Source organism: Mesorhizobium sp. (genome assembly GCF_004963255.1).
Classification (GTDB): domain Bacteria; phylum Pseudomonadota; class Alphaproteobacteria; order Rhizobiales; family Rhizobiaceae; genus Mesorhizobium.
In genome coordinates, this window is sequence record NZ_SUGA01000047.1 from 11,991 (window position 1) to 28,052 (window position 16,062).

Here is a 16,062-nt window from a genome sequence, read left to right on the forward strand (position 1 = left end):
TCAATGCGTGGTCAGTTCCGCCAGCGCCCTTTGCAGGGGCGCCGGCGAGATCTGGATCGGGCCTGAAAAGGGCGAGTCCATGTCGATGATCAGATAGATCGCCGCAGCCACCAGCGCCGCGGAAATGAGGCATGTGAAGACGACGGTTCCATTGCGCGGCGCCCTGAAACCGAAGCTGGCGAAGATCAGCGTCAGCCAGGCGACGAGCAGGACGATCACCGGCGCGGGAATGGCGCCCTCGGACTGCTCGGCAAGTATCCAGCGTTGCTCGACCAGCTTCTGCAACTGCTGCGTCGCGGCCTGCTGCGTGGCGGTCTGCCTGGTATCTGTGGGCGTCCATTCCGCCATGAGGTCGCCGACCTGATTGAGCAGCAGTTCCGACAGCCTGTTCGGGACGACGGTCGTGTCGCTGTCGGCCGTGGAGGTCTCGACGACACGCTGGACATAAGCCGTGAGCGACTGCCGGGCGCTGTCCGCCTCCGGCCCATAGTGCCGGAGCGTTCGGTCGAGCAGGATGAGATCGGTGGCGAAGGTGTGCACGTTGCCGTTGATGGACTCGAATGTGTTCTTTGCCGAGTTGATCATCAGGCCGAGCATAAGCGAGGACATCACCACGAAAAGGTTCGTGGCAAGCCGCACCACCGCGCTGGTGTCATCCCCAAGGTGATGAGCAGGGAAGCGCTCGTGCACCATCAGGCTGACCAGCGAGGCCCCGGCCAGGCAAGCAAAGATCGCTGTCCCTACAAGCACTTCGCCCATGGCCGACATTGTAGCCGAGGCGTGGCGCTTGCCAATCGGCTGCCCGGCGGCTGAATTAGCGTCGAAGCATAAGAACCTATATCATTGGCCGACAAGGGAGACTTCCACGCCGGCTTCGATGCACTGCGAAGCGGAGATCGAAACCCGCTTCCAATGCCGGGCGAAGACGCTATCTATGGCGCGGGGCGGCTCCCAATCACTCACGAGGCAATCCATGACAATTCGCGCTGTCGTCTGGGGCGAGAACATCCATGAGCGGACCAACGAGGTGGTCGCCTCCATCTATCCGGAAGGCATGCACGCGACCATCGCCAAGGCGCTGAACGCCGACAAGGCGATCTCCGCCTCGACGGCGATGCTGGAGCAGCCGGAGCACGGCCTGCCGGAATCCCGCCTCGCCGAGACCGATGTGCTGGTCTGGTGGGGCCACAAGGACCATGGCGCCGTCGCCGACGAGGTCGTCGAACGCGTCGCCCGGCGCGTCTTTGAAGGCATGGGGTTGATCGTTCTCCATTCCGGCCATTTCTCCAAGATCTTCAAGCGACTGATGGGCACCCCCTGTACGCTGAAATGGCGCGAGGCCGGCGAGCGCGAGCGGCTCTGGGTGACGAGTCCCAGCCATCCGATCGCCGAAGGCTTGGGCGAGTTCTTCGAGCTCGAGAACGAGGAGATGTATGGCGAGCAGTTCGCCGTGCCGGAGCCGCTGGAGACCGTCTTCATCTCCTGGTTCCAGGGCGGCGAGGTGTTCCGCTCGGGTCTCACCTACCGGCGCGGCGCCGGCAATGTCTTCTACTTCCGGCCCGGGCACGAGACCTATCCGACCTACCACGACGCCACCGTGCACAAGGTGCTGCGCAACGCGGTGAAGTGGGCACACAACCCGCAAGGGTCGAAGCCCGCCATCCTGAATGCTCCGAACGTACCGGTCGAGAAGGCGCTGGAGCCGATCGAGGAGCGCGGGCCTAAACTGCACGTGCATGGCGAAGGCGGCTTCCGCTAAAAAAGGCGCCTCTCCGCTTCGCCTAGGATTGCGTGGAAACAGCGCCTGGGTCACATTCCCCCCCCAATATTGAATCGAACCAAATCGCTCAAAGGAGCAGAAAATGCGGCTTTTGATACTCGGAACCGGCTGGATGGCGCAGGAACATGCCCGCCGCTTCGGCGCCATCGACGGCGTCGACATCGTCGGCGCGGTCGACGTCGATGCGGCCCGTGTCGGCGAATATGCTGACGCCTACAAGATCCCGAAGCGCTTCACCTCGCTGGAGGCGGCGCTCGACTGGGGCGATTTCGACGCGGTCGCCAATGTCACGCCCGACCGCATCCACCATCCGACCACCATGGCGCTGGTCGCCGCCGGCAAGCCGGTGCTCTGCGAGAAGCCGCTGGCCGAGAATTTCGGCAAGGCGAACGAGATGGCCGACGCGGCGGAGGCCGCCGGCATCGTCAACATGGTCAACCTCACTTATCGCAACGTTGCCGCGCTGCAGAAGGCGCGCCGGATGGTGCAGGCGGGCGAGATCGGCACGGTACGCCATGTCGAGGCGTCCTATCTGCAAAGCTGGCTGGTGTCGAAATTCTGGGGCGACTGGCGCACGGATCCGAAATGGCTGTGGCGGCTGTCGCGCGGCCATGGCTCGAACGGCGTGCTGGGCGACGTCGGCATCCATATCCTCGATTTCGCCAGCTATGGCGCCGCGCTCGACATCGACCATGTCTTCTGCCGGCTGCGCGCCTTCGACAAGGCGCCGGGCAACCGCGTCGGCGAATACCAGCTCGACGCCAATGACAGCTTCGCCATGACGCTCGATTTTTCCAACGGCGCCTTCGGCGTGGTGCATGCCAGCCGCTGGGCCACCGGCCATATCAACGAACTGCGCCTGCGCATCCATGGCGACAAGGGCGCGGTCGAGGTGGCGCACAATCTCGACGGCTCGATGCTGAAGGCTTGCGTCGGCGGCGATGTCGAGAACGCCAAATGGGAAGAGCTCGATGCAGGCTCTGTGCCGACCAACTACCAGCGCTTCGTCGAAGCGGTGAAGAGCGGCGCGCAGACCGAGCCGACCTTCCGCCATGCGGCAGGCCTGCAGAAAGTGCTGGACCTTGCCGTGGTGTCTGATGAGAAGCGAGCGGAGTTGAGGGCCAAGGCGGATACGCAGTAGCGCTTTCCTCGCCCCCGCCAAAGGCGGGGGAGAGGTGGCTCGGCGAAGCCGAGACGGAGAGGGGGAGCGCCCTACGAAGGCCCCCTCTCCGTCCGCTTCGCGGACACCTCTCCCCCGCCTTTGGCGGGGGCGAGGAACCAAGGGTCACGCTCCGCGATAAATCTTAACCGCCGCCGCGACCAGCGCCGCATTGCTTTCGGCCACGCTGCCATCCGGCAACTCCTTGCCATCCTCCAATCCAACTCGGGTCGAGAATTTCCGCAGCGCCGCTCGCTGAACAAAGGGCCATACCGTCGCGTTCTCGCCATGCAGCAGGATCGAGCGGTGGATACCCTCGCGCCACAGCACCTTTTCGATGCCCTTGGCGACGGCGAAGGCCTCGTCCAGCGTCTGTTCGGAAATCTCGATCAGCACGCGCAGCACCCGCCCGCCATGGTCGAGACTGGCAAGCCTGAGCGCGTCGCCGATCGAGGCCAGCCCGGCCTCGATGCCGATGCCGCGGCCGCGCAGGGCCTCCATCACCTCGGGCGCCGCCGCCTCGCTGAGATTGACCGACGCGTAGTCGGGCAGTTCATTCCACCCGGCGATGGCCGCTAGCGTGCGCAGATCGTCCTTCTCGATCCAGGCGCCGGTGGAGACGCCGATTAGCGTGCCCGGACAGCCGCGGCGGAGCGCCGCGACCGTCCTGTCCATCGCCTCCGGCGCAAGGCTCTCCCGGCCGTCGGCGCCACGCGCATGGACATGCAGTTCGGCGGCACCCGCAGCAATCGAGGCCGCAGCGTCGCGCGCCATCGCCACAGGATCGAGCGGCAATGCGGGATGGAAGTCGGCGGGACGGGCGCCGTTGATGCAAGCCTGGACGATCATCTTTGCGGCAATCCTGTTTTGGCTGGCGGAAGCCTAGCGCAGGGCCGGGTCGATCGGAACGGATACGGCGAAGTCTCCTGACAGGCCGGGCCAACAAAAGAGAAATCCCCTGGCCCGACAGCCAGGGGAAAGACCTTCCCCTTCGGTGGTTTCGGCCCCTGAAAGCCCGTTACGCCGGCACGCGCTTCAGCGCCTGCGCCATGCAATGGATGCCGCCGCCGGTCTTGGAGATCTCGCTCATGTCGACAGCCGCGACCTCGAAGCCGCGCGCCTTCAGCTGGCCGATCAGCGTCTTGCTGGAGGTCGGCGCGATCACCCTGTCCTTGCCGAGCGACATGAAGTTGCAGCCGAGCGCCATCGTGTCCTGGAAGGGCACGTCGATGATCTCGTGACCCTTGCCCTTCAGCCAGTCGACGATGCCGGGCTCGGTGCAGGCGAGGCAGACTGCGGTGAGCTTTTCGGCGATCGGCACCACCATCAGGTCGATATGGACATAGTATTCGTCGATGAAGGCGAGACGTGTCTCCCAGCCTTCCTTGTCGAACCATTCCTTCACCTGGCGGGCACCTTCTTCCTGGGTGCGGGCGCCGCCGCAGCCGATCAGCACCACGCCATCCTCGATGACGTTGAAGTCGCCGCCCTCGAAGGTGCCGGCCGTCACCATGTCGTAGATCGGGATGCCGAGCTTCTCATAGGTACGGATGGCGGCGTAGTTCTCGCCGCGCCGCCACCAGTTGGCCATGGCAGTAATGAAGGCGCCATAAGGCGTCATGACGCTGGAGTCGCGCGAATAGACCTGCATCGGCAGTTCCGGTGTCGGCTCATGCCAATGGATGTTGACGCCGAAATGCTCGTAGGCGGCGACGAGGTCCTTGTGCTGCGCCTGCGCGATCTGGACGTTGCAGGGCGCCTCGCGCAGATGTTTTCTGGACAGCGAGCTGGTCGACAGGTGGCGCAGGAAGTTCGGCGAACCGAGCAGCACGTCGGTCAGCACATCGGTTTCGTTGGCAAAGCCCCAGGCGGTCAGCGGCTTGGTGCCGCCATTGGGGTTGCGGCGCTGCAGCGAGAACGGCTCGGCGACGATGCGGTCATGGACGGTCATGGTGTTCTCCTCTGGAATGTTCTGTTGATGGTCATGCGGTGGAAGCGGCCGGGATCCACCAGTCGCGCCCGCGCGCGGTGGTGACATATTCCGGCCAGCGGAAGTTGATCGGCGGTTCATAGTCGCAGAGCGGCGCGATCCAGTTCGAGCCGCCGATGCCGCCGCCGGTTCGGTTGACGAACTCGTCCATGGCGGCCTCGCGCGCGGCCTTGTCCTCCAGCATGCGCAGTGCCGTCAGCGCGACCGTCTTGGCGGCGCAGGTGACCATCGGGTCGATGGTGGCCGGGATGCCGCCCAGCGCGTTCATCGCCCAGGAGGGATAGGAATGGGCCTTGGCCGCGCGCAGCGCCGGGCGGGCAACATAGAATCGCGACGTCGGCGCGTGCCAGCTCATATCGGTGTAGTCGTCAGAGGTGGAGTTCACCTGCGAGGGCGGCAGGTCGCGGCGCAGGATCGCCTCGGCCTCCCGCGGCGCGATCAGCCGCTCCAGCTCGTCGATGAACGGGTTCTCGGTTGCCTCGCCGCCGGCATTGACCTGAACCTCGCGGGCGATGGCCCTCGCCGCCTCGTCCCAGCGCGGCGCGCCGACGGTCGACAGCGCCTGATAGGTGATGTCGGCCATGGCGTGGTTGGCGAGCCCCGGCCGCGACTTCGAGACCCAGTGGCGCTCATGGCGGCAGCCGCTCATCCTGGCAGCGGCTTCGGCGTTGCGGTCGAGAACTGCTGTCACCTGCTCGGCCATGGCAATGGTCGGCACGCGGATCATGTACTGGATGTCGGCAAGACCCGCCGGCAAATTGTCGGCGGTCGCCTGCCCAGCGGTGAGGATCGCCTCGCTGATCGACCAGCCGCCCTGATGGGTCAGCATGGAATCGCGCAGCGCCTTGGAGGCCATGTACATCATTATCAGCGCGTCATTGGCGCCAGGTGCCCTGACCGCCGAATGCGCCTGCGGGATGGGCGCTGCATCGCTTGCGCGAACCCAGTTCTCGGGTTCGTCGCAGACGAAGCGATAGATCATCGAATAGGCGGCGCCGCAATGCGTGTCCCAGCGCGCGGTGTTGCAGAGCGGCAGCATGTAGAAGGGATGGAAGGAGATCATGCCGGCAAGGCCGTCATAATAGCCTTTTGCCGCATGGATCGGTTTCGAGCCCCTCACCTTCTCGGCCGGCTCCCCAGTGAAGCGCAGCGTGCCCTTGATGCCATGCTCCAGCATCGCCGCCTTGGTGGCGAGCAACCCGCCGAGGCTGCCGATGCCGAGGCCTGAATGCGGATCGGTGTGGCCACCTGCCTCAAAGCCCAGACCGGACCGCGGCCGTTTCACCGTCGCGGCATCCTGGCAGTTTCCGGGCACGGCGTCATACTCGCCATACATGCCGATCACCGGGCCGTCGCCATTCGTCCAGTGGGCGCAGAAGGCTGTCGGCATGCCGCCTGACCCTTCCTCGACCGAAAAGCCCTCGCGCTTCAGCCGATCGACATACCACGCCGCCGACTGGTATTCGCGCCAGGCGGTTTCGCCGAAATCGAAGATGGTGCGCGTCCAGGCCGACAGCAGCGGCTGGATGCCGTCGATGCAGGCGAGCGCGGTTTCTTGCGCGGAACTCGTCACCGGTTTGTCCATGGTCCAAGAAAAGCAGTGAAGCGGCTCGTCAAAAAGTGATATGTTTTCCCGGCTCGTGCAAATTCGGTTCACCTGAGGCCCTTTGCGAATACCCTCCACGCAGGCGCTGCGCGCCCTCGACAGTTTTGCCCGTCACGGCAGCGTATGGCGCGCCGCCGACGAGCTTCACCTCACCCGCAGCGCCGTCTCGCATCAGCTTCGGCTGCTCGAGCGCGACCTCGGCTTCGATCTCCTGCAGCGCATCGGCAAGGGCGTGGCGCTGACGCCGCGCGGCCAGCGCTACGCGGCCGACGTCAGGAAGGCGCTGACCGTGCTGGGCGACGCGAGGACGCAGAACAGCGGAGCCGGGGTCGGCGGCTCCTTCGCCATCTCCTGCCCCCCGGGCTTCGCCTCGATGTTCCTGTGCACGCATATCGGTGAGTTCCAGCAGATGTATCCGGACGTGACGCTGTCGGTGCTGACGCCGCGGCGGCTCGACGATGTCAGCAATCCTGATGCCGATGCCTTCATCGCCTTCGGCGTGGGCAACTGGCCGAACCGGGCGGTGGAACTGCTGTGCGAAGTCTCGTTCACGCCGCTCTGCAGCCCGAGATTGCTCAACAAGGTCGGCGGTTTTTCCAAACCCGCCGACGTGCTGCGCGCCAGCCTGCTCCATCTCAGCGACACCGAGGACTGGGCGCGCTGGCTGGCGCTGTCCAAGGTGGAAAATCCCGATACCGAAGGCGGCATCTTCTTTTCCGACATGAACCTCGTCTTCTCGGCGGCGATCGCCGGCCAGGGCATTGCGCTGGGCGACGAGTTGACCGGCCGCCAGGCGCTTAGCGAAGGCCGGCTGGTCAAGCCGTTCGAGGCGACCGTTCCCTCGCCGCGCTCCTATTTCCTGGTCTTCGAGCACGCCAAGGCGGGGCACCCGGTGCTCAATGCCTTTGGCGACTGGCTGAGGGCAAAGCTGTCGGAGAGCAGGCTTTAGGCGGATTGAGATTGGCAGCTCCTGCGCCGCTCGTCTCTTCCATCCGTGAATCAAATTTGCCGATCAGGCGAAAACTATTCGGTTGCGGTGAGCCGCAGCCATGCCTACGATTTCATCGGGAACTGAGGAAAGAGCCAGGATGCAGCAACCCGGCCGGGCCGCAGAAATCAAAGCGAACGGGATCGGCAAGAGCTTCGGCTCGTTCCGGGCGCTCGACAATCTGTCGCTCGATATCGGCCGTGGCGAGTTCCTGACGCTGCTTGGCCCTTCCGGCTCCGGCAAGACCACCTTCCTGATGATCCTGGCCGGCTTCGTGCAGCCGAGCGAGGGCAAGCTTTTCAGCGACGGCGTCGACATCACCAACCGCCCGGCCGAGCAGCGCGCCGCCGGCATGGTGTTCCAGGGCTATGCGCTGTTTCCGCATATGAGCGTGGAGCAGAACATCGCCTTCCCGCTCAAGGTGCGGAAGAAATCCGCCTCGGAAATCAAGAGCCGTGTCGGCGAGATGGTCGAGCGCGTCGGGCTGAAGGGCCACGAGAAGAAATTGCCGGCGCAGCTTTCCGGCGGGCAGCAGCAGCGTGTGGCGCTGGCCCGCGCGCTGGTGTTCGAGCCGGGCGTGCTGCTGCTCGACGAGCCGTTCTCGGCGCTGGACAAGAGCCTGCGCGGCCAGATGCAGGCCGAGATGAAGCGGCTGCATCAGGAGACCGGCACGACCTTCGTCTTCGTCACCCACGACCAGAGCGAGGCGCTGGCGCTGTCGTCGCGCGTCGCCATCTTCAATCACGGCAAGCTCTTGCAGGTGGGCAGGCCCGACGAGGTCTACGACCGGCCGGCCAACCGCTTCGTCGCCGAGTTCCTGGGCGAGATCAACATGCTGCCGGTGAAGGGCGTGCGCCCCGCCGACAATGGCGCCACCGGGCTATGCGAAGACCGCGCGGTCAACATGCGCTGCAAGGCGGAGGCGATCAAAGGCGACGCCATCCTCGCCATCCGCCCCGAGGACATGTCGATCGCGCCGGAAGCGTCGGCCAACCAGAACGGCATCGCCGCGACGGCCGTGGCCTCGACCTATCTGGGTGCGGCGACCAAGCTCGATCTCACCACGCGCCAGGGCGCCAAGGTCACCGTCTCGGTGCCGAACGAGGTCGCGGCCGCGGCTCTGAGCAAAGGCAATTCCGTCTGGCTGACCTGGCCGGCGGAGAAGGGTTTCCTCCTTCCGGACGGAGGACAGTAGAGAGCGCTGCTGCGGCCAGACATCGCCGCATCGGCTTCCGGTTCAAATCAACGACAACAAGGGGAACTGACATGAGCGATACCAAGAAACAGACGATCGAATCCCTCACCGAGCGGACGAAGCGCGGCGAGATCTCGCGCCGGCAGTTCGCGCAACTTGCCGGCCTCGTGCTCGCCGGCACGCCGATGCTGCTGCGCTCGACCGGCGCCTATGCCGAGACCAAAGGGCTGGTGCTGGTCAACTGGGGCGGCGACGCCATCACGGCTTACGACGCCGCCTATGGCCAGGCCTTCACCAAGGACACCGGCATCCCGGTCAAGATGGACGGCTCGGGACCGACCGAAGGTGCGATCGCCGCGCAGTTCAAGAGCGGCGCGCCGACCTGGGACCTGGTCGACGTCGACCCGTTCTCGGCCATCACGCTGGGTGGCCAAGGCATGCTCGAGCCGATCGACTACAAGATCGTCGACAAGAGCAAGATGCGGCCAGGCTTCGGCTGGGAGTATGCGGCGTCCACCTACTTCTTCTCCTATGTGATCGCCTACGACTCGCAGAAGTTCGGCTCCAACGCGCCGACCGGCATGGCCGACTTCTTCGACGTCAAGAAATTCCCAGGCAAGCGCTCGCTCTACAAATGGGGCGTATCGAGCTGGGAAGCAGCACTTCTCGCAGACGGCGTCGCGCCTGCCTCGCTCTATCCGCTCGATCTGAAGCGCGCGCATGACAAGATCGCCGCCTTCAAGGAAAACGTCGTCTCCTATTGGGGCGGCGGCGCCGAGAGCCAGAGCGTGCTGCTCAACGGCGAAGCTTCGATGGCGATCGTGTGGTCGACACGCGCCTCGCTGATCGAGCAGGACTCGGGCGGCCAGATCAAGTTCATCTGGGACCAGGGCCTGATCTCGCCCGGAGCGCTGGCGGTGCTCAAGAACAACCCCGGCGGCAAGGACGCGGCGATGAAGTTCATCGCCAGCACGCAGGATCCGCAGAAGGAGCTGGTGATGTTCGACAAGCTCGGCCAGGGTCCAGCCAATCCGGCAGCGGATGCTTTGATTCCGGCCGACAAGAAGCGCATCAACCCGGTCGATCCGGAGAACATGAAGAAGCAGATCGCGCTCGACATGGAGTGGTACGCCAAGAATTACGGCGCGGCGCTCGACGAATACACCAAGATCATCTCCGCCTGATCAGGGCGGAGACTTTCTCACTGATGAGAGGCACCCTCTCCGACAGGATGGGCGCGGCGCTGCTGATGGCGCCGCTGCTCCTGTTCCTGGTCCTTGCCTATGCCTGGCCGTTCCTCGGCGTGGTGAAGTGGAGTTTTACGCTTCCCACGCCCGGGCTCGGCCAGTACCACGCTTTGCTCACCGACGACCTGGTGCAGTCGGTGTTCATCCGCACGCTGCGCATCGCGGCGATCGTTACGGTCGTGTCGGTCACCGCGGCTTACGCGATCACCGTTGTCTGGGTGCGCGGCAGTCCGGTGCAGCGCGTGCTGGCCGAGTTCTGCATCCTGGTGCCATTTTGGATTTCCGTACTCACCCGCGCGTTCGGCTGGGTGGCGCTGCTCTCCAATCGCGGCCTGATCAACACCTGGCTGCAGTCGATCGGCTTCATCTCCGAGCCGCTGACCCTGGTGCGCAACGAATTCGGCGTGATCGTCGGCATGTCGCATTTTTTGATCCCCTTCGCGGTGTTCCCGCTGGCGTCCGCCATGCGCAGCCTGGACGAGCGCGTGCTGCTCGCGGCGCGCGGGCTTGGCTCCAGCCGCATGCGCACCTTCTGGACGGTGTTCGTGCCGATGACACGCTCCGGCATCATCGGCTCGGCGATGATCACCTTCGTCTTCTCGCTGGGCTTCTTCGTCACGCCGGCAATCCTCGGCGGCGGCCGCTCCGTGATGATCGCGGAGCTGATCTACCTGCGCATCTTCCAGAGCCCGGACTGGGGGCTGGGCGCGGCGATCAGCGTCGTGCTGGTGGTGTTCGTCGGCGCGCTGATGGCGCTTCTGTTCCGCTACGTCAAACCGAAGCAATTGGTGTAGCGATGCCGACCTACCGTCCCGGTCCCGTCTCGCTCATCCTCGCCGTGCTGGTGGCATTGTTCCTTTTGATGCCGCTGCTTGCCGTCATCCCGGTGTCGCTGACGCCGAGCCGCATGCTGACCATGCCGACGGGTGAACTGTCGCTGCGCCACTACCGCGAGCTGATCGAGGATCCGCGCTGGCTGGAGTCCATCCTGCTGTCGATCCGGATCGGCGTGGTGAGCAGCGCGCTATCCACGGTGCTTGCCCTCACCTTCAGCCTCGGCGTCTGGATGTTCCAGCCGCGCTTCACCGCGGCCCTTGTCGGCTTCGTGCTGTTGCCGATGGTGGTGCCGCCGGTGGTCTCGGCGGTGACGCTCTATTTCCTGCTCACCTCGGTCTCCGGCCTCACCTCGTTCTTCGGCTACGATACATGGCTCGGTGTCGCGATGGCGCATTCGGTGATGACGGTGCCTTTCGCCACGGTGCTCATCCTGGTGTCGCTCAGCCAGCTCGACCGGCGCATCGACCTTGCCGCGCGCGGCCTTGGCGCCAGCGTGTGGGAACGCGCGACGCGCGTCATCATGCCCAACATCAAGTTCGGCATCGTCACCGCGGCGCTGCTCTCGTTCGTGCTTTCCTGGGAAGAAATCGGCGTGACGCTGTTCATCACATCGGTGAATGCGATCACGCTGCCGCGCCTGATGTGGATGGGCCTGCGCGACAACATCGATCCGGCGATCGCGGCGCTTTCGGTGATCCTGATCGTCATCACGGTGCTGGTGCTGGCGGTGAGGAGCGTGATCACCAGACAGAAGGCGTCGCCGTAGAGCGGTCACACCTTCCCGGAATTGGCCGATCCAGAAACGAAAGAGGCCCGCCGGGATCGGCGAGCCTCTTTACGGAGCCGAAGTGGAAGCTCGGCACCGTCATGATCCGGGGGTGTGGATCGACCCGGAATTTAGCCAACAGGGCTCAGCCGGGCGACTTACAAATCCGTAATCTTCGGTCGGCCCGCGCGCCCAACCGGTCAAGAAAGCCTGTTCTATCAGCGGCTTGCCGAGAGCATCCGACATCGAGACAGCGCTTGTCAAAGAAACGTGATGAAGCGTTTGTCCGGCCGGCGGAGCGGCTTGGAGGTGCAGCAAAACCGGGCGGCGTCGCGACGCGGCCCGCGTCATTGCAGTTTGCGCGCCATCAAGGCGCCGCACCGGACGAAGGCCCCCCGGCCTCGCCCGTGCGTAGCAGTCCGTTCAGGCGGCCTGCGGCCGCCGCATCCTCTCGACGAAGGCCTGCCTTGCCGGTCCGGCAAGCGGCTTGTCTGTGGCCAGCAGGCCATCGAGCAACGCCAGAAGTTCGCGCGCTGCCGAAGACTTGCAGGAATAATAGACCATTTGACGATCACGGCGGGTTTCTACAAGGCCAAACCTGCGCAGTTTGGCCAGGTGTTGCGACAGCGCTGATTGGCTGAGTTCGACCTTGTCGGCGAGCACGCCGACAGAGAGTTCGCCCTCGGCGAGGTAGTTCATGATGAGCAAACGCTTTTCGTTGCCCATCACCGCAAGAAAGGCTGCCGCGCTTTCTGCGTTGGCGGTAAGTTTCTTGGTAACCATCGATTTCCCCATGCTTCATGCTCTTCCGAAGGCCATGGGGGCAATGGCTTCAGAATTCCAGAGCGTTGATGAGCCTGCCCCGGTTTGGACGCGGGACCTGCCTTGCTTCTTTTCGACCAGAACCCCTTCGTAACCCGGTTGCCACCACGTCGAGGTTTCTGGTCTCGGACAGAACGCGCGGCGCTTTTTCGGGCTCAAGTCAATGCAGACTCGGAAAAATTCCGCGCTGCTAATACGTATCAGCGCAGCGCTCGTTCGGCAAGAATATAACGAGGCCGGCAAAACAGCGGCCAGCCTCAGGACAAGAGCTGCGTCAGCCGAAGCGCATGGCAAGGACACTGCAGCGACTCACGTCCAACCTTGAAACATGCTATTATTGGCCGGGCGAAAAAGGAGCCCGGCTCAAGGAGGAAGCCATGTCCATCGCGTCCAATGCCCGCAACACATTCACTCCCGACGAGACGGCCATGCTTGGCCGTGTCTATGAGAATGGCAGCATCGAGGGCGAGACCACCGAGCAGAAGGAAGCACGCGCCTCGCGCATCCTGGCCAATTACATGGCCGGCATCACCGACGAGGCGGAGTTGATCGAGCTTTCGCGCAGGCCGCTTGGAAGATGAGCAACGTGATCCGCCCACGCGAGGCGGCTCACGGTGAGTTGACGTTCCGGCACGGAACGCAACGGCAGAATATCGTGTTCCGACAGGTTCGGGAGGTTTCAATGATCCAGGGATGGTTCTCCAGGCCGGTTGAAGTCGCCGTCGGCCTTTCCGGGTCGATCCGCCACATCTCCAACGCCGAACAAGCCGCCGAGCTGCTGACCGGCCAATGGCGCGATGCCGGCAGTGCGCTGCATGGCGAGGCGCTGCGGGCCTGCCGCCGCGCGATCCGCGGCGACGTCTCGGCCGACGCCGCCAGGGAGGCCTTCATCGTCGCCGCGCGCGAAGCGCATGTGCTGGTCGAATAGGGCATGGCGGCGCCTTGGCGCACGCGGCTGCCTATCGATAGAAAAGCCACAAAAGCACCAGCACCGCGAACACTGCCGGAGAGAGCAGGATTCCAGCCCGAAAAATGCACATGGCCAGGGAATGCGGCGTGAGCATGCCTGGCGGCGCCGGCCCTATCGATTGCGCGCGTTGACGGGAAACCGACACGCGGTTCGAAACGCGCGCAACCGATCCGCTTCAGCATGCGCACGGTTTTGCCGGACCTCGTCGTAGAGCCCGAAAGCGGTCGCCATCAACGTCGCGGCGGTCATGGCGAGTGCAAGCAACGGCGATAATCATGAGAGGTCTTCCCGCGTTTCATCAGCCTGGCGGATTCATTAGCGCAGCCCGCGAAGGTGCTGCAGTGACTTTGGTCACGTGATTTTCAGCGATCGGAATCGCTGAGGAGTGTCGTCCCGACGCTGCCCATCGTCGCCTCGAAATTCTTCGGAACCTAATGCGGGGTGGTTGGTTAACGCGCGGGTCGGCAATCGCCCTCGGCCTGCATCGGCGCCGTCCGGCGCTGCTTGCTTGCCCAAAAGACGATCATAAGACGGAGAAAGTGATGAACGATGTCTGGTTTTCCGAACCGATCGTGATCGATTTCCAGCCAAACGGCCAGCGCAAGGTATCGAGCTGCTTCGAGGCGATGGAATGCCTCGACCAACGTTGGCCTGGACAGGCGCGCGACGGCGCCTGGCGGTCGGCGAGCCGCGTCTGCCGCGACGCGCTTGACGGCCTGCGCAGCCCGGTGGAAGCCCGCAAGACGCTGCGCAAGGCGGCCAAGGTCGCAGGCCTGCTGGCGTAGCCTCGATTTCCCATGGCGTCCCGTTGGGGCGTCACCAAGCCCGTCGCGGTTTCCCATTGCCGCGGCGGGCTTCCATTTTCATAGGGGGCGAAATTACGGCCGGCGCATACTGCGGAACGCGTTACAGCACGCATCCCGTGGGGTACATGAAAACGCCGGCCGCTGGGCTTCGGGGCTGCCTGACGGGTTCAGGCCTTTCCATTTCGGCGAGTCGGGCGCCGGGCCGCAACGCCAGCGCCGGAGCATGGTAAACGCCAGGTTACTATCCACAGCGCGTCGCCGATCGAGCCAGCAGGCAGACGACGGCCTTTTCAAGCGAAACCGCCAAGCACTTCCGGAAACTGCACGGCCATCGCGCCTTCATCCGCCTGCCTGGCATAGATCGCGTGCATCCTGCTGCCGTCATATCTGGCCCTGCGGCGCTGCACGTCCTTGCCGAACAGGCCGGCAACCGCGTCGAAGCGCCGGAGGAAGCGCTTCATCACGCCGCGTTCGAAGGGTATGCGCTGCTCGAAAGGCCTGCCCCAGGGCGTGTCCCTTGCCAGATCCCGCCAGATGCGGAGCGCTTCCAACTCGACCCCAACCTGATTGCCCCACGGCTTGCCGCCGGCGAAATGCCTGGCCCAGGCTTGCGAGAAGCGCAATTCTCCGAGCGACTGCAGGTTCCAGTTTGGATGCATCGTCTGCCATTTGCCCTCGAAGACGACATTCAGGGCATTCTGGTCGTTCATGCTTCCGTCAATAGCGGTCTTTCGCGTGCGCTCCAGCAGCGCATTCTTCCGGACAGCGTTCATATCGAAGACGACGACGCCGGAATTGAAATATGGCGCGCCTGGCGCCAGCTTGAGCTTCTGCCGGTAAGAGGGCCGGAAATACATGTAGTCGTCGTGAGCGGCGAGCAGCGGGGCGCGCAGCCGCTGCCTGGCAAGGTCATTGATGTCCCGGTTGAAGAGAACGTCGCAGTCCGTGTATGCGATACGGTCATACGGCTCGAAAACCGGAAGCCGATCGGCGAAAAGCCGAATGTAAGCGGCAATGCTGTAGGTTCCGAAGCGGAAGCCGAAATTCGTCATGAAGTCGGCGACATCGACCAGCTCGACCTTGCCTTCCAGCAGATGCCGGGCGACTTCAATATCCGCCTGGCTCGCGCCGGTATAGAGCAGAAAGCCGTCGATCGGGGTGGAGACCTCCAGTATCCGACGAGCTGTCAGGCAGGCATATGGGAAGTAGCCAGCATCTGTCGCCAGGAAGAAACACGACTTCATCGTTCCGCTAACCGCCGCCCGTCATGTCGTTGCGGTGCCTGCCACAGAATGCCTCTCGATAAAAGTCTCGATCGGGCCGGTAAGCAGACCCGCCTCGTGTTTGACCTTGTCATCGTCCCAACGCCACCATTGGATGGCGAGCAGCTTTGAAATGACGTCCTGCGAAAAGCGATATCTGATCAGCCTTGCCGGCGAGCCGCCGACAATCGCGTAGGGCGGCACGTTCTTCGTGACCACCGCCCCTGCCCCGACGACAGCGCCGTCGCCGATCTCGACGCCCGGCAAAATCATGGCGCCGTTGCCGATCCAGACGTCATTGCCCACGGTGATGCCAGCCGGCTTGCTGTCTTCCGCGATCGGCTCCGGCTGCTTCAGCAGCCGGCTGTAGATCGGAAACGTGGTAGCGCTCGCGGTCGGATGCTGGCCGGAGCAAATGAAAAGCACCCGACCGGCAATCGAGCAGAAGGCCCCGACCCGCAGCGGGGCCTCCTTTGAGGGAAACAGGACCTTTCGCCACGTCACGCCATAGCTGTGGCGGCCAACCGTCACATGTTCCGGCAACTTGGAGCGTGCGTCCTTGAACCATCTGGAAATCGTCGACATCTGCAAACCTCAGCGGCAGCCGTGCAGCGACATAGCCGCTGTTAGATAT

Annotated in this window: 17 protein-coding genes; 10 read left to right on the plus strand and 7 right to left on the minus strand. The window is 64.1% G+C overall.

What is annotated here, in order from left to right:
* Entirely contained in the window at positions 1 to 759 is a 759-nt protein-coding gene (locus tag E5X34_RS29605; RefSeq protein ID WP_292572343.1) for a DUF4239 domain-containing protein, read from the minus strand.
* 214 nt (positions 760 to 973) lie between these two features.
* Here E5X34_RS29605 and E5X34_RS29610 point away from each other — a divergent pair, with 214 nt between their 5' ends.
* Positions 974 to 1,759, plus strand: a complete 786-nt coding sequence (locus E5X34_RS29610; RefSeq protein WP_292572346.1) for a ThuA domain-containing protein — start codon at positions 974 to 976, stop codon at positions 1,757 to 1,759.
* Positions 1,760 to 1,862: 103 nt separating this feature from the next.
* Positions 1,863 to 2,921: a Gfo/Idh/MocA family oxidoreductase gene (locus tag E5X34_RS29615; protein WP_292572349.1), complete on the plus strand. Its 1,059-nt coding sequence runs from the start codon at positions 1,863 to 1,865 to the stop codon at positions 2,919 to 2,921.
* Between the two features lie 144 nt (positions 2,922 to 3,065).
* Here the strand turns inward: E5X34_RS29615 and E5X34_RS29620 are convergent, their stop codons facing one another.
* The 3 genes from E5X34_RS29620 to E5X34_RS29630 all read right to left on the minus strand — a co-directional run bounded on the left by E5X34_RS29620 (position 3,066) and on the right by E5X34_RS29630 (position 6,514).
* Complete coding sequence (locus tag E5X34_RS29620; RefSeq protein WP_292572352.1) at positions 3,066 to 3,788, minus strand: 3-keto-5-aminohexanoate cleavage protein; 723 nt, start codon at positions 3,786 to 3,788, stop codon at positions 3,066 to 3,068.
* A gap of 169 nt (positions 3,789 to 3,957) precedes the next feature.
* Positions 3,958 to 4,890, minus strand: coding sequence for a dimethylarginine dimethylaminohydrolase family protein (locus E5X34_RS29625; RefSeq protein ID WP_127251871.1), 933 nt, complete (start codon positions 4,888 to 4,890; stop codon positions 3,958 to 3,960).
* 31 nt (positions 4,891 to 4,921) lie between these two features.
* A complete protein-coding gene (locus E5X34_RS29630; RefSeq protein ID WP_292572356.1) occupies positions 4,922 to 6,514 on the minus strand; it encodes an amidohydrolase in 1,593 nt (530 codons plus the stop codon).
* An 82-nt stretch (positions 6,515 to 6,596) separates the two neighbouring features.
* Between E5X34_RS29630 and E5X34_RS29635 the strand changes: the two genes are divergently transcribed.
* The 5 genes from E5X34_RS29635 to E5X34_RS29655 all read left to right on the plus strand — a co-directional run bounded on the left by E5X34_RS29635 (position 6,597) and on the right by E5X34_RS29655 (position 11,568).
* Positions 6,597 to 7,484, plus strand: coding sequence for a LysR substrate-binding domain-containing protein (locus E5X34_RS29635; RefSeq protein ID WP_292572359.1), 888 nt, complete (start codon positions 6,597 to 6,599; stop codon positions 7,482 to 7,484).
* A 139-nt stretch (positions 7,485 to 7,623) separates the two neighbouring features.
* A complete protein-coding gene (locus E5X34_RS29640; protein WP_292572362.1) occupies positions 7,624 to 8,718 on the plus strand; it encodes an ABC transporter ATP-binding protein in 1,095 nt (364 codons plus the stop codon).
* Positions 8,719 to 8,789: 71 nt separating this feature from the next.
* Positions 8,790 to 9,902 (plus strand): ABC transporter substrate-binding protein, encoded by a 1,113-nt coding sequence (locus E5X34_RS29645; RefSeq protein WP_292572364.1) that lies wholly within the window; start codon positions 8,790 to 8,792, stop codon positions 9,900 to 9,902.
* A gap of 23 nt (positions 9,903 to 9,925) precedes the next feature.
* Positions 9,926 to 10,759: an ABC transporter permease gene (locus E5X34_RS29650; RefSeq protein WP_127861467.1), complete on the plus strand. Its 834-nt coding sequence runs from the start codon at positions 9,926 to 9,928 to the stop codon at positions 10,757 to 10,759.
* A 2-nt stretch (positions 10,760 to 10,761) separates the two neighbouring features.
* Positions 10,762 to 11,568, plus strand: coding sequence for an ABC transporter permease (locus E5X34_RS29655; RefSeq protein WP_292572368.1), 807 nt, complete (start codon positions 10,762 to 10,764; stop codon positions 11,566 to 11,568).
* A gap of 423 nt (positions 11,569 to 11,991) precedes the next feature.
* On the opposite strand, the gene E5X34_RS29660 is transcribed toward E5X34_RS29655, so the two are convergent.
* Positions 11,992 to 12,351, minus strand: coding sequence for a metalloregulator ArsR/SmtB family transcription factor (locus E5X34_RS29660; protein WP_042638109.1), 360 nt, complete (start codon positions 12,349 to 12,351; stop codon positions 11,992 to 11,994).
* Between the two features lie 416 nt (positions 12,352 to 12,767).
* On the opposite strand from E5X34_RS29660, the gene E5X34_RS29665 reads away from it, so the two are divergent.
* The 3 genes from E5X34_RS29665 (at position 12,768) to E5X34_RS29675 (ending at position 14,145) form a co-directional block, all read left to right on the plus strand.
* Positions 12,768 to 12,971, plus strand: coding sequence for a hypothetical protein (locus tag E5X34_RS29665; protein ID WP_126061702.1), 204 nt, complete (start codon positions 12,768 to 12,770; stop codon positions 12,969 to 12,971).
* Positions 12,972 to 13,072: 101 nt separating this feature from the next.
* Positions 13,073 to 13,318 carry a DUF982 domain-containing protein gene (locus E5X34_RS29670; protein ID WP_292572371.1) on the plus strand — a complete coding sequence of 82 codons (246 nt, stop codon included), beginning with the start codon at positions 13,073 to 13,075 and terminating at the stop codon, positions 13,316 to 13,318.
* Between the two features lie 584 nt (positions 13,319 to 13,902).
* Entirely contained in the window at positions 13,903 to 14,145 is a 243-nt protein-coding gene (locus E5X34_RS29675; protein ID WP_135873813.1) for a DUF982 domain-containing protein, read from the plus strand.
* Between the two features lie 311 nt (positions 14,146 to 14,456).
* Here E5X34_RS29675 and E5X34_RS29680 read toward each other — a convergent pair whose 3' ends face one another.
* Positions 14,457 to 15,410: a glycosyltransferase gene (locus E5X34_RS29680; RefSeq protein ID WP_292572376.1), complete on the minus strand. Its 954-nt coding sequence runs from the start codon at positions 15,408 to 15,410 to the stop codon at positions 14,457 to 14,459.
* Between the two features lie 21 nt (positions 15,411 to 15,431).
* Positions 15,432 to 16,013 carry a CatB-related O-acetyltransferase gene (locus E5X34_RS29685; RefSeq protein WP_292572380.1) on the minus strand — a complete coding sequence of 194 codons (582 nt, stop codon included), beginning with the start codon at positions 16,011 to 16,013 and terminating at the stop codon, positions 15,432 to 15,434.
* Positions 16,014 to 16,062 lie beyond the last annotated feature (49 nt).